Below are 12,960 nucleotides of genomic sequence, written 5' to 3'. Positions count from 1 at the left end.
CGGTGTACCTGATAGTCCACGGATGGAAGGGAACGGGGTCGCTTCGCGACCCAACGGGGATAAATCCCCTCGCCACAGATTAATCCCTCACCAAAAGAGCGCGCGCTCCACAGGTATCGCGCTTAATCCAGCATCAACACCTTGGCCAGAATAATCTTCGGCCCTTTCATCTTCTTGATGATGATCCGCAAGCCTTCGACTTCCAGCACTTCTTCCTCTTCCGGCACCCGTTTCAGGGTTTCGTAGATCAGCCCGGCGAGGGTTTCCGCTTCGATGTGATCCAGGTCGATGCCCAGCAGGCGTTCAACCTTGAACAGCGGCGTGTCGCCCCGCACCAGCAGCTTGCCCGGCTGGTAAGCGAGGATGCCGCGTTCAGCCTTGCGGTGTTCGTCCTGAATATCGCCGACCAGCACCTCAAGCACGTCTTCCATGGTCAGGTAGCCGATGATGTTGCCATCGGCTTCTTCAACCAGGGCGAAGTGCGAGCCGCCCTTGCGGAACTGCTCCAGCAGCTGCGACAGCGGCATGTGCCGCGACACTCGTTCCAGCGGCCGGGTCAGTTCGGCGAGGTTGAACGACTCGGGGATGTGGTCCAGGGCTGCCAATTCGAGCAGCAGGTCCTTGATGTGCAGCAGGCCGACGAACTCCTGACTGTCGCTGTCATACACCGGATAACGGCTGAACTTGTGGCGACGGAACATCGCCAGGATTTCCTTGAGCGGCGCGTTGAACTCCAGCGTCACCAGGTCTTCCCGGGAGTTGGCCCAGTCGACCACTTCCAGTTCGCCCATTTCCACGGCGGAAGCCAACACACGCATGCCTTGGTCGCTCGGGTCCTGGCCACGGCTGGAGTGCAGGATCAGTTTCAGTTCTTCACGGCTGTAATGGTGCTCGTGATGCGGGCCGGGTTCGCCCTGGCCGGCGATCCGCAGGATCGTGTTGGCGCTGGCGTTGAGCAGGTAAATCGCCGGGTACATCGCCCAGTAAAACAGGTACAGCGGCACCGCGGTCCAGAGCGACAGCAGCTCGGGTTTGCGGATGGCCCAGGATTTCGGCGCCAGTTCACCGACCACGATGTGCAGGTACGAGATGACGAAGAACGCAGCGAAGAACGATACGCCTTTGATCACTTCGGGTGACTGCACGCCGACGGCTTCCAGCAGCGGCTCGAGGATGTGCGCAAACGCCGGTTCACCGACCCAGCCAAGGCCCAGGGAGGCGAGGGTGATACCCAATTGGCACGCCGAAAGGTACGCATCGAGCTGACTGTGAACAGTGCGCAGGATGTGTCCGCGCCAGCCGTTTTTTTCAGCGATGGCCTCGACCCGGGTTGAGCGCAATTTGACCATGGCAAATTCCGCCGCAACGAAAAAGCCGTTGAGCAAAACCAGGATCAGAGCAAAAAGAATCATGCCGAAATCGGCGAAGAGTGTCGCGAGGGTCAAGCCAGGGGAAGGGTCCATGATGGAGTTTTGCGGGTTCCGTGTATTCGAAAAGGGGGTCGATGCGGTGCCTGAAAGGCAGGCACAAGTCAGCCAATGTAGCGGCTGACTTGATGATTGCCTAGTGGCGAGTGCTGGCCGGTATCAGTCGGCGGTGCTGATGACCCGGGTTTTCGTGACTTGGGCCGGTGCGAAGTGGCAGGTAAACGTGCTGCCATGCCCCGGCACACTGCTGATTTCCATCCGCGCGCGATGTCGTAGCAATACGTGTTTGACGATCGCCAGGCCGAGGCCAGTGCCACCGGTGTTGGAGTTGCGGCTGGAGTCGACGCGGTAGAAACGTTCGGTCAGGCGCGGCAGGTGTTTGCTGTCGATGCCGATTCCGGAGTCCTGCACGCTCAGGTGTGCGCCTTGCTCATCGCCCCACCAGCGAATGCGGATATTGCCTTCGGCCGGGGTGTATTTCACCGCGTTGAACACCAGATTGGAAAACGCGCTGCGCAACTCGGCTTCGCTGCCCTTGAGCAGAATCGTCGGATCGGCTTCCAGGGTGATGTGCTGGTTTTTCTGGCCGGACAACTGCTGGGCATCGCCGGTGATCGATTGCAGCAAGCCGTCGATGACCACGGGCTGGTTGTCCGAGGGGTAATCGGTAGCTTCCAGTTTGGCCAGCAACAGCAAGTCGTTGAGCAAGGTCTGCATGCGCCCGCCTTGCTGCTGCATTTGCTGCAAGGCACGGGTCCAGCGCGGGTTCACTTCCTCGACGTTGTCGAGCAGGGTTTCCAGGTAGCCGCAGATCACCGTCAGCGGTGTGCGCAATTCGTGGGACACGTTGGCGATGAAGTCTTTGCGCATCTGTTCCAGCTGATGGATGCGCGTCACGTCGCGCACCAGCATCAAGTGTTCGTTGTTGCCGTAGCGGGTGATGTACAGCTGAATGCGTACGCGATCATTGGTCGGCGACGGGATTTCCAGCGGTTCGGCGTAGTTGTTCTGCTCGAAATATTCCTTGAAACGCGGATGGCGCACCAGGTTGGTGACCGGCTGACCGCTGTCTTGCGGTGTCTTGAGGCCGAGCAGGGTTTCGGCGGCGCGGTTCCACCATTCCAGGTTGCCATCGCTGTCGAGCATGATGACGGCGTCTTTCAGCGCGGCGGTGGATTCCTGAACCCGATCGATCACCGCTTGCAGGCGTCCGCGCACACGTTGGTCACGGCGTTGCAGGTGGTAGATGCTGTCGAACACTTCACCCCACAGGCCATAGCCGTCGGGTGGTGCTTCGTCGGGTTTGTGCAGTCGCAGCCATTCGTGCAGCCGCAGCAATTGCTTGAGGGTCCAGGCCAGGTAAAGGCCCAGGCCCGCGGCGAGGCTCCAGCCGTAGTAGCCGGTAATCAGGCCGATCACCAAACAGCCGGTCACCAGCAACAGCATGTGGCGGATCAGGGTGCCATGCCAGTTTTGGTTCAATTGAACACGCGTCCTTGTCAGCTTGTCGGGCGGGAAAGGTCTTGGTCAGGCTTTGGTAGAAAAGCGGTAACCGGTGCCGCGCACGGTTTGTACCAGATTTTCGTAGGCATCACCGAGGGCTTTGCGCAGACGGCGGATGTGCACGTCGACGGTGCGCTCTTCGACATACACATTGCCGCCCCAGACCTGATCCAGCAACTGGCCACGGGTGTAGGCGCGTTCCTGGTGAGTCATGAAAAATTGCAGCAGACGGTATTCGGTCGGGCCCATCTCGGCGGGTTTGCCGTCGATGGTCACGCGGTGGCTGATCGGGTCGAGCAGCAGGCCGCCGACTTCGATTGGCGTTTCTCCGTCGGTCGGGCCGGCACGGCGCAGCACGGCTTTGAGGCGCGCCACCAGCTCACGGGGGGAAAACGGCTTGGTGATGTAGTCGTCGGCACCGACTTCCAGGCCCTGGATCTTGTTGTCCTCTTCGCCCTTGGCGGTGAGCATGATGATCGGGATGTCCCCGGTCAGCTCATCGCGCTTGAGACGACGTGCCAGCTCGATACCGGACGTGCCGGGCAGCATCCAGTCGAGCAGGATCAGGTCCGGCTTGCGGTCGACGATGATGGCATGGGCCTGCTGCGAGTTCTCAGCCTCCAGGCAGTCATAGCCGGCCATTTCCAACGCCACGGCGATCATTTCGCGAATGGGCGCTTCGTCGTCGACGATCAGAATGCTCCTGCCAACCATGCCTTAATCCTCTTGTCATTTAACTGTCTTGCGCCGCATTAGATAACGGAATTATTGCAGTCGTGTGACAGTATTTTAGTCGACCGGCGATTGTCACGAACCTGAACTAAGCTCTAAGTCCGAATCCTGACAACCACAAAAGGAAGGTTTCCATGAAGCACATCGCTCAATCCTGGAAGGCTCTGCTGGTCACTGCTGCGCTGACGCTGCCGACAATGGCCTTCGCTGAAGACCCGGGCATGGTTAAAGACGGCATGATGGTCGACCACAAAGGCATGACGTTGTACACCTTCGACAACGACACTGGCGGCAAGTCGGCGTGCACCGGCAAGTGCGCAGAAAACTGGCCGCCATTGATGGCCAAGGCGACTGACAAGGATGAAGGCAAGTGGACCATCATCAAGCGTGACGACGGCACGATGCAGTGGGCCTTCGACGGCAAGCCGCTGTACTACTTCGTTCAAGACAAGAAGCCAGGAGACATGACGGGCGACAAGAAGATGGACAAGTGGCACATCCTCCAAGGGCCGAAAATGTAAGCCTGTAGCAACTGGCTAAGCCCGTGGCGAGGGAGCTTGCTCCCGCTCGAGTGCGCAGCACTCGCAGATTTTTGGGTCCGCTTCGCGGCCCAGCGGGAGCAAGCTCCCTCGCCACAGGACGCTGTGTATTTCTTCAGCGCGTCGCGTAATCCAGCACAATCCCCACGAAAATCGCCAACCCGGCCCAGTGGTTGTGCAAGAACGCCTTGAAGCACCGCATCCGGTCCTTGCCACGGGTGTACCAGAACTCCCACGCAAAACAGCCCGCCGCCGCCAGCAGTCCCAAGTGGAACCAGCCACCCAGCTCGAATTTCGATCCCGCCAGCAACAGGCAGCCCAGCGCCAACCCTTGCAGCGTCAGAATGATCACCCGGTCTGCATCGCCAAACAGAATGGCCGTGGATTTCACGCCGATCTTCAAGTCGTCGTCGCGGTCGGTCATCGCGTAATAGGTGTCGTAGCCTACGGTCCAGAGCAGGTTGGCGATCCACAGCAACCACGCGGCTGCGGGCAGTTCACCGGTTTCGGCGGTGAACGCCATCGGCATGCCCCAGGAGAACGCCGCGCCCAATACCACTTGCGGGTAATAGGTGTAGCGCTTCATGAACGGGTAGCTGAAGGCCAGCGCCAGACCGCCGAACGACAACCACACCGTGGCCGCATTGGTGCACAGCACCAGCAGGAAACTCACGCCCATCAGTAGCGCGAAAAACACCAGGGCTTCTCTGGAGCTGATCTTGCCGCTCACCAAAGGACGCTGTTCGGTGCGTTTGACGTGGCCGTCGACCTTGCGATCTGCCCAGTCGTTGATCACGCAGCCGCCGGCACGGGTCAGCACCACGCCAAGGACGAAAATCACAATGTTGGCCAGGGATGGCGAACCTTTGCCGGCAATCCAAAGCGCCCACAGCGTCGGCCACAGCAGCAGATAAATGCCGATCGGCTTGTCCATGCGGGTCAGTTGAATGAAGTCCCAGGCCCGCGGGTTCAAGCGGTTCAGGGACTTGAGCAGGCTCTGGTACATCAGCAGTTCTCCGGGTGGGCGCGGGTGGCGAGCCACAAGGTCGGCAAGAAGATCTCGGCCACCAGCACACTCAAGGCGCCACGGTCGAAACGCGAGCGCCGGCCCCACAGCTCCGGTGCCCGGGACGCCAGCGGTAGCCAGTCCTGAGGATAGTGACAAACCTCGATGGCGCGCCTCTGGAATGCTTGATCGCAAAACAGCAATTCGCCCAACGAGCGGCTACCCAGTTCGTCCATGTGCAAGCCGTCGCCCTGCAAGGCACTGCGCGCCGCCACGCTGCGGGCAAACACCCACGCTTCGCCGTGACCGCGCAAATACACCTCGCGCACCCAGCCTTCGCTGCCTTCTTCCAGCTCCAGCGCGGCACATTCGTCGGCGCGCAGCGGTTGCCAGCCTTCAAACAGCGGCGTGACGCTGAAGCCGTCATTCGACAAGCGGATCAGTCGTCGGGTCAGGGAGCCTTCGTCGAACAGCCAGTCGAGGGTAGACGTGTCGGGGAGGGGCGTCAGTTGGCTTTGAGGGAGCCACAGCGGGGTTGCGGAGGGGGATTTTGAGTGCGGCACAGTGAGTCATTATTGGCAGCAAATGAGGCGGCGAGCTTACCATGTCAGCCAGCGATTTTGAGTGATCCGGGCCGTCGTCGCGCCGAACAGGCTTGCATCTGCCGGGCCCGATCAGTACAAAACGCCCCTGAGCCGGACGGCATCGCTCCACCTGGCGACCGTCCGCGCCGGCAATAAGCCTGAATCCTGAGGAAGTACTTGAATGAAAAAGTGGCAATGTGTGGTCTGCGGCCTGATCTATAACGAAGCCGACGGCTGGCCGGACGACGGCATTGCGCCGGGCACGCTGTGGCAAGACGTACCGGAAGACTGGCTATGCCCGGACTGCGGCGTCGGCAAGATGGATTTTGAAATGATCGAAATCAACTAACAAAAAACCGAGGAGTAAGGAATGAACGCACCTGTCGTGATCGTGGGCACTGGGCTGGCCGGCTACAACCTGGCCCGCGAGTTTCGCAAGCTCGATGGCGAAACCCCGCTGCTGCTGATTACCGCCGATGACGGACGCTCCTACTCCAAGCCGATGCTCTCCACCGGTTTCGGCAAGAACAAGGACGCCGACGGCCTGAGCATGGCCGAGCCGGGCACCATGGCCGAGCAATTGAAGGCCGAAGTGCGTACTCATACGCGTATTAGCGGCATCGATCCGGGCCACAAACGCCTGTGGATCGGTGAGGAAGCGGTAATTTACCGCGACCTGATCCTGGCCTGGGGCGCGGAAACCGTGCGGGTGCCCATCGAAGGCGACGCGGCTGATGCGGTGTTCCCGATCAACGACCTGGAAGATTACGCACGCTTCCGAGCCGCTGCCGCCGGCAAGCGTCGGGTGTTGCTGCTCGGTGCGGGCCTGATCGGTTGCGAGTTCGCCAATGACTTGATGCTCGGTGGTTACGAGGTGCAACTGGTTGCACCGTGCGAGCAAGTCATGCCGACCCTGCTGCACCCAGCGGCGGCCGCTGCGGTTCAGGCCGGGCTGGAAAGCCTGGGCGCACGTTTCCACCTAGGGCCGGTACTCAACCGCTTGCAGCGCGTCGAAGACGGCCTGGAAGCGCATCTGTCCGATGGTCAGGTGATTCCGTGCGACGTGGTGGTCTCGGCCATTGGCCTGCGTCCCCGTATCGATCTGGCGGCAGCGGCCGGCGTACAGGTCAATCGCGGCGTGGTGGTCGACCGCCACCTGAAAACCTCCCACGCCAATATCTACGCGCTGGGCGACTGCGCCGAGGTTGATGGCTGAACTTGTTGTACGTAATGCCCCTGACGAGCTGTGCGAGGGCGCTGGCGCAAACCCTCGCGGGCAACCCCACCGCCGTGAGTTATGGCCCGATGCCGATCACCGTGAAAACCCCGGTCTGTCCGTTGGTGGTTTCGCCACCACCACGGGGCGCCGAGGGCGTCTGGACCGTCGAAGGGCAGGGCGCGGACATCAAAGTATTGTGCCGCGATGCCAGTGGAAAACTGCTCGGTTATGCCCTGACAGGCGCGGCGGTGATGGAAAAACTGGCCCTCAACAAAGAGCTTCCGGCACTGCTGGCGTAAATACCGGTCGTTCTGTCGGAATCACCCCGCTTTTGCCCCTACAAAGGTCGCGCCGAGACTGGCGCGGCTCTTCCGTGCGTGCCATTCTCACTCCCGTCTGCCGCAGAGTAGAGCATCTGCGGCGCCTTGGGCGCTGTTCCAACGAGAACAGCACGGACATAACAACAAAAAACCGTCAAAGGGGCTTCACTAATGCGTAAACCAGAACTCGCCGCCGCCATCGCGGAAAAAGCAGATCTCACCAAAGAGCAGGCCAACCGCGTTCTCAACGCCGTTCTCGAAGAAATTACCGGCGCTCTGCACCGCAAAGACAGCGTCACGCTGGTGGGCTTCGGTACCTTCCTGCAACGCCACCGCGGTGCCCGCACCGGCAAAAACCCGCAAACCGGTGAGCCTGTCAAAATCAAGGCCAGCAACACCGTTGCCTTCAAGCCAGGCAAGTCGTTGAAAGACAGCGTTAATCCGTAATTGCGGCGAACTCCCTGAATAACGGGGAGAACCGTATTGAAAAATGGGCACACCGATTGAATCGGGTGCCCATTTTTTATGGGCGGTTTTAAGTTCTGTATATGTTTCCTGGACTGATTAATACAGGTTGGAAAATAACTGTCCACACCTCCAATGGTTCGCGGCCGTCCTTACAGAAGTATTGCTTATATAAGGTGCCATCATAAGGATGGCACTTTCTCGATTGTCTGTTGTCACCCTTCGTTTGTTCGCAGATGAGCGCAATCTTTCGGACAGTTCCTACATTCATCCTCCTTTATTGTTGGCATGCTTCACGCCTGCCTTCGCGCAGGAGCCATTCACGATCTTACGTTTCACCAGCCGCTCTGGCTCAGCGGTTTCAGAGCTGTCAGCTAAAGGGGGAAATATTAAATCGACATCAGGGGATTCCCTTACACATATAGGGAGATCTCCTACACGTAATAAACAACAGTTCGTCTTGTTGTTTAATCGGATGCTTGCTAGTGGCCATCATTGTGATTACGATGCGCCCACTTGAAAGAGCACGAACTCAATTGGATGAGATTCATCGCAGCTCTTTGATACTGTCCCGCGCCGCTGCAACTGCAATTGGCGTTCGACCGTAATCCTAAATAAAGGCCATGGATGTCCTACTCAAGCAAACTTTCTGCTCATTACCTTGAACTCGCAAAAGCCTCTGTTTCCAAAGAGAATTTCGCGGGCGAGGATGTTCGCTTTTCGAGCGAATATGAGGCATTGGAAAGCGAGCTGGCGAAAGCCTCGTCCATGCACGAAAGCGGTCAGATCGACTGGCTGAAAATCCGCGAAAACAGCGAAAACCTGCTGCGTACCCAGTCCAAGGATTTGCGCGTTGGCGCCTGGCTGACGTGGGCCTTGTACCAGCGTGAATCCTTTCAAGGCCTATTGGCCGGCCTCGGTTTGTTGCACCACCTGTGCGAAAACCACTGGGCCGAAGTTCACCCGAACAAGGCCCGTACCCGCTCCGCTGCGATCAGTTGGCTGGTGCCGCGCCTCGAGCAGGTGCTGACCGAAAACGTTGCGATCAAAGAGCAGTTGCCGATGTTCCGGCGGCTGGTCGAACACCTGGAAGGGCTCGATGCCGCTTGCACCGAGCACTTGGGCGACGATGCACCACTGCTGCTGCCGATCTCCCGCCGCCTGAAAAACATGGTGCAGCGCGCCGCTGACAACCAGCCGGAACCCGGCGTGGTGGGTGCCGCCGTGGCTCAGGTCAAACAGGCCGCTACGCAGCTGTTCACCCCCGGCGCACCGATCGACAACGAAAAAGAAGCCCACAAAGCCCTGCGCGCCCAGCAGGAAAGCGCCCGTCCGTTGTGTGCCTGGTGGCTCAAGCAGAAAGCCACCGACCTGCGCGCCCTGCGCCTCAATCGCACGCTGCTGTGGTTGCCTATCGACGCGGTGCCTGAGCGTAACGCCGAGCAAATCACCGTGCTGCGCGGCTTGCCCGCGGACAAGCTCAAGGCCTATCAGGACCGTTACGATCAGGCCAAATACGCCGACCTGCTGGTGGAACTGGAGGCGAGCCTGGCGAAGGCGCCGTTCTGGTTCGACGGCCAGCGAATGGTCTGGGAATGCCTCCAGGGCCTGAATGCCGAGATGGCAATGCGCGAAGTGGAAATCCACTTCGCGCTTTTGATTCAGCGCCTGCCCGGCATCGTCGAATTGCGTTTCCACGACGGCGCGCCGTTCGCCGATCCGGCCACCCGCGCCTGGATCAGCGCCAACGTCATGCCGCACCTGCAAAGCGCCAGTGCGCCGCGCAAGGTCGAAGTTGCCGACACCCAGCCGGCCTGGGAAGTGGCGCTGGAAGAAGTCCTGCCGATCCTGCGCAAGGACGGCCTCAAGGCTGCCGTGCAGATCCTCAAGCAGGGCCTGCAAAGCGCTCACGGCGGACGCGTCCGTTTCTTCTGGCAGTTCGCCCTCGCGCGGCTGTGCTTCATGGCCAAGAAATACGAACTGGCCAAGACCCAACTCGAAACCCTCGACCAAACATTACAGGACTCAGGCCTGAACGCCTGGGAGCCCGATCTTGCGCTGGAAGTGCTGCATTTACTGCATAGCTGCTGCGAGTTGTTGCCGCAGAATCATGCCGTACGTGAACGCAAGGAAGAGATTTATCGCAGGCTGTGCCACCTCGATCTCGAAGTGGTACTCGAATAGGCCCCAGGGCCACAACCGCAAGGAGAAAAGCCATGGCCAAAGAAGGCTCGGTAGCCCCCAAGGAACGCATCAACGTCACTTTCAAACCTGCCACCGGTGGTGCCCAGGAAGAGATCGAACTGCCGTTGAAACTACTGGCAATCGGTGACTACACCCACCGCAAGGACGAACGCAAAGTCGAAGATCGCAAGCCGATCAGCATCGACAAGATGACGTTTGACGAAGTGCTGGCCAAGCAAGAGCTGAGCCTGACACTGAGCGTGCCGAACCGTCTTCAGGAAGAAGGTGACACTGAAGAACTGGCCGTGAAACTGCGCGTCAACTCGATGAAGGACTTCAACCCGGCCTCGCTGGTCGAGCAAGTGCCCGAGCTGAAAAAACTGATGGAACTGCGCGACGCGCTGGTGGCCCTCAAAGGCCCGCTGGGTAACGCGCCTGCGTTCCGCAAAGCCATCGAAGGCGTTCTCGCCGACGACGAATCCCGCGGTCGCGTACTGGGTGAGCTGGGCCTGAACGCCGCAGCCCAGGACGCTTGAGTCTCCATCAGCCAAGGAAGCCAACACAATGAGCACTAGCGCAGCACAGCAAAAGAGCAAAGAGAACGGCGAATACAGCATTCTCGACAGCATCATCGCCGAGACCCGCCTGACGCCGGACGACGAAGCCTACGACATCGCCAAGCGCGGTGTGTCGGCCTTTATCGAAGAGCTGCTCAAGCCGCAGAACAACGGTGAGCCGGTCAAGAAAGCCATGGTTGACCGCATGATCGCCGAGATCGATGCCAAGCTCAGCCGTCAGATGGACGAAATCCTGCACCACCCTGACTTCCAGTCCCTGGAATCGTCGTGGCGTGGCCTGCAGTTGCTGGTCGATCGCACCAACTTCCGCGAAAACATCAAGATCGAAATCCTCAACGTCTCCAAAGAAGACCTGCTGGACGATTTCGACGATTCGCCGGAAGTGATGCAATCGGGTCTGTACAAGCACATCTACACCGCTGAATACGGCCAGTTCGGTGGTCAGCCGGTTGGCGCGATCATCGCCAACTACTTCATGTCCCCAAGCTCGCCGGACGTGAAACTGATGCAGTACGTGTCCAGCGTTGCCTGCATGTCCCACGCACCGTTCATTGCCGCCGCCGGCCCGAAATTCTTCGGCCTGGAAAGCTTCACCGGCCTGCCGGACCTGAAGGATCTGAAAGATCACTTCGAAGGCCCGCAATTCGCCAAATGGCAGAGCTTCCGCCAGTCGGAAGACTCCCGTTACGTTGGCCTGACCGTGCCGCGATTCCTGCTGCGCAACCCGTACGACCCGGAAGAAAACCCGGTCAAATCGTTCGTGTACAAAGAAACCGTCGCCAACAGCCACGAGCACTACCTGTGGGGCAACACCGCCTACGCGTTCGGCACCAAGCTGACCGACAGCTTCGCCAAATTCCGCTGGTGCCCGAACATCATCGGCCCGCAGAGCGGTGGCGCGGTTGAAGACCTGCCGTTGCACCACTTCGAAAGCATGGGCGAAATCGAAACCAAGATTCCTACGGAAGTATTGGTTAGCGACCGTCGTGAATACGAACTGGCCGAGGAAGGCTTCATCTCCCTGACCATGCGCAAAGGCTCCGACAACGCGGCGTTCTTCTCCGCGAGCTCGGTGCAGAAGCCGAAGTTCTTCGGCATCAGTGCAGAAGGCAAGGCTGCAGAGCTGAACTACAAGCTCGGCACCCAACTGCCGTACATGATGATCGTCAACCGCCTGGCTCACTACTTGAAAGTGCTGCAGCGCGAGCAACTCGGTTCGTGGAAAGAACGTACCGACCTCGAGCTGGAACTGAACAAGTGGATCCGCCAGTACGTGGCCGACCAGGAAAACCCAAGCGCCGAAGTCCGTGGCCGTCGTCCACTGCGCGCTGCCCAGATCATCGTCAGCGATGTTGAAGGCGAGCCTGGCTGGTACCGCGTCAGCCTGAACGTGCGCCCGCACTTCAAGTACATGGGTGCCGATTTCACCCTGTCGCTGGTTGGCAAGCTGGACAAAGAGTAAGAGGAGCCTGAGTCATGACTGGATACGGCAGCCTTTTCGAACGCCTGGGTGGCGACGCGGACAAACGCGTCGGCTGGAGCCGCGAAGTCTCCGCCATGGCGTCCGTGGCTGCCCATCTGGCCAAGATGCTCAGCACCCGTGCGGGCAGCGTGCAAACGCTGTCCGATTACGGGCTACCCGATCTCAATGACATGCGTCTGAGCCTGCACGACTCCCTGAGTCAGGCCCGTCTGGCCATCGAAAATTTCATCGAAGCCTACGAGCCACGCCTGAGCAATGTGCGTGTCATCTCCCTGCCGCGTGATCACGATCAGCTTCGCCTGTCCTTCAGCATCGAAGGCTTGCTGGAAGTTGATGGTTTCAAGCGTCAGGTCAGTTTCGCCGCGCGCCTGGATGGCAGCGGTCAAGTCAAGGTCAACTAAGGAGATTCGTATGTCCGGCAAACCCGCAGCCCGCGTATCCGACCCCACCGCTTGCCCGCTCCCCGGCCACGGCACCAACCCGATCGCCGCCGGTTCCGGCGACGTCTTCTTCGACGGCCTCGCGGCCGCCCGCCAAGGCGATGCCTCGGCGTGTGGTGGTGCGATGTCGGGCGGGTTGGCGACGACGGTTTTGATTAACGGCAAACCGGCTGCGACGGTGGATTCGGTCGGGACACATGGCAACAAGGTTACGGCCGGGTCCGGGACGGTGATTATCGGGAATTCGCATTCGCCGGTGCCGTTTGTTCCGCCGTTGCCTTTGATTCTTCCTGGGTTTGATGAGCAGTTTGTCCTGACTGACAAACGCGGAGCGCCTATGGCGAACCGTCGATATCTCTTGATCCGGGAAAATGGTCTTCAAGAGGAAGGCGTTTCCAGTGATACAGGCCTGACTCATCGAGTGGCACGGCACAGCAGCGCTGAAAACGTCGACATCTACGTTGCGTCAGAGGATTGATG

13 protein-coding genes and 1 pseudogene are annotated in these 12,960 nt (G+C 59.6%); 9 read left to right on the top strand and 5 right to left on the bottom strand.

What is annotated here, in order from left to right; genetic code table 11:
* Positions 1–122: 122 nt before the first annotated feature.
* The 3 genes from ACA070_RS30585 to phoB form a co-directional block, all read right to left on the bottom strand.
* Positions 123–1,463, bottom strand: a complete 1,341-nt coding sequence (locus tag ACA070_RS30585; RefSeq protein ID WP_497306482.1) for a hemolysin family protein — start codon at positions 1,461–1,463, stop codon at positions 123–125.
* A gap of 123 nt (positions 1,464–1,586) precedes the next feature.
* Positions 1,587–2,873: a phosphate regulon sensor histidine kinase PhoR gene (gene phoR / locus ACA070_RS30580; protein ID WP_497452043.1), complete on the bottom strand. Its 1,287-nt coding sequence runs from the start codon at positions 2,871–2,873 to the stop codon at positions 1,587–1,589.
* A gap of 81 nt (positions 2,874–2,954) precedes the next feature.
* A complete protein-coding gene (gene phoB, locus ACA070_RS30575) occupies positions 2,955–3,644 on the bottom strand; it encodes a phosphate regulon transcriptional regulator PhoB (protein WP_008150066.1) in 690 nt (229 codons plus the stop codon).
* A 152-nt stretch (positions 3,645–3,796) separates the two neighbouring features.
* Here phoB and ACA070_RS30570 point away from each other — a divergent pair, with 152 nt between their 5' ends.
* Positions 3,797–4,183 (top strand): COG4315 family predicted lipoprotein, encoded by a 387-nt coding sequence (locus ACA070_RS30570; RefSeq protein WP_461956346.1) that lies wholly within the window; start codon positions 3,797–3,799, stop codon positions 4,181–4,183.
* A gap of 133 nt (positions 4,184–4,316) precedes the next feature.
* Here the strand turns inward: ACA070_RS30570 and ubiA are convergent, their stop codons facing one another.
* Together ubiA and ACA070_RS30560 are read right to left on the bottom strand one after the other, a co-directional pair.
* Positions 4,317–5,207, bottom strand: a complete 891-nt coding sequence (ubiA, locus tag ACA070_RS30565; protein ID WP_497449491.1) for a 4-hydroxybenzoate octaprenyltransferase — start codon at positions 5,205–5,207, stop codon at positions 4,317–4,319.
* Complete coding sequence (locus ACA070_RS30560) at positions 5,207–5,770, bottom strand: chorismate--pyruvate lyase family protein (protein ID WP_497449490.1); 564 nt, start codon at positions 5,768–5,770, stop codon at positions 5,207–5,209. Before ACA070_RS30560 ends, ubiA begins: the two co-directional genes overlap by 1 nt.
* Positions 5,771–5,972: 202 nt before the next feature.
* Between ACA070_RS30560 and ACA070_RS30555 the strand changes: the two genes are divergently transcribed.
* From ACA070_RS30555 to ACA070_RS30520, 8 genes and pseudogenes are all read left to right on the top strand, one after another.
* Positions 5,973–6,140: a rubredoxin gene (locus ACA070_RS30555; protein ID WP_007954349.1), complete on the top strand. Its 168-nt coding sequence runs from the start codon at positions 5,973–5,975 to the stop codon at positions 6,138–6,140.
* Between the two features lie 21 nt (positions 6,141–6,161).
* Positions 6,162–7,309, top strand: a pseudogene (locus ACA070_RS30550) (NAD(P)/FAD-dependent oxidoreductase).
* A gap of 192 nt (positions 7,310–7,501) precedes the next feature.
* Positions 7,502–7,777 (top strand): HU family DNA-binding protein, encoded by a 276-nt coding sequence (locus tag ACA070_RS30545; protein ID WP_003213368.1) that lies wholly within the window; start codon positions 7,502–7,504, stop codon positions 7,775–7,777.
* Between the two features lie 645 nt (positions 7,778–8,422).
* Positions 8,423–9,979, top strand: coding sequence for a type VI secretion system protein TssA (tssA, locus tag ACA070_RS30540; protein ID WP_497449489.1), 1,557 nt, complete (start codon positions 8,423–8,425; stop codon positions 9,977–9,979).
* 32 nt (positions 9,980–10,011) lie between these two features.
* On the top strand, positions 10,012–10,515 hold the full coding sequence (gene tssB, locus ACA070_RS30535) for a type VI secretion system contractile sheath small subunit (protein ID WP_010465292.1): 504 nt from the start codon (positions 10,012–10,014) through the stop codon (positions 10,513–10,515).
* 28 nt (positions 10,516–10,543) lie between these two features.
* Complete coding sequence (gene tssC / locus ACA070_RS30530; RefSeq protein WP_109626782.1) at positions 10,544–12,019, top strand: type VI secretion system contractile sheath large subunit; 1,476 nt, start codon at positions 10,544–10,546, stop codon at positions 12,017–12,019.
* A 14-nt stretch (positions 12,020–12,033) separates the two neighbouring features.
* Positions 12,034–12,441, top strand: coding sequence for a type VI secretion system baseplate subunit TssE (gene tssE, locus ACA070_RS30525; RefSeq protein WP_008150080.1), 408 nt, complete (start codon positions 12,034–12,036; stop codon positions 12,439–12,441).
* A 10-nt stretch (positions 12,442–12,451) separates the two neighbouring features.
* Entirely contained in the window at positions 12,452–12,958 is a 507-nt protein-coding gene (locus tag ACA070_RS30520) for a PAAR domain-containing protein (protein WP_497449488.1), read from the top strand.
* Positions 12,959–12,960: the final 2 nt, after the last annotated feature.

The sequence above is a fragment of the Pseudomonas sp. LBUM1678 genome (assembly GCF_059695575.1).
Note: the sequence above shows the minus strand (reverse complement) of the source record. Positions and strands in the feature narration are given on the sequence as shown.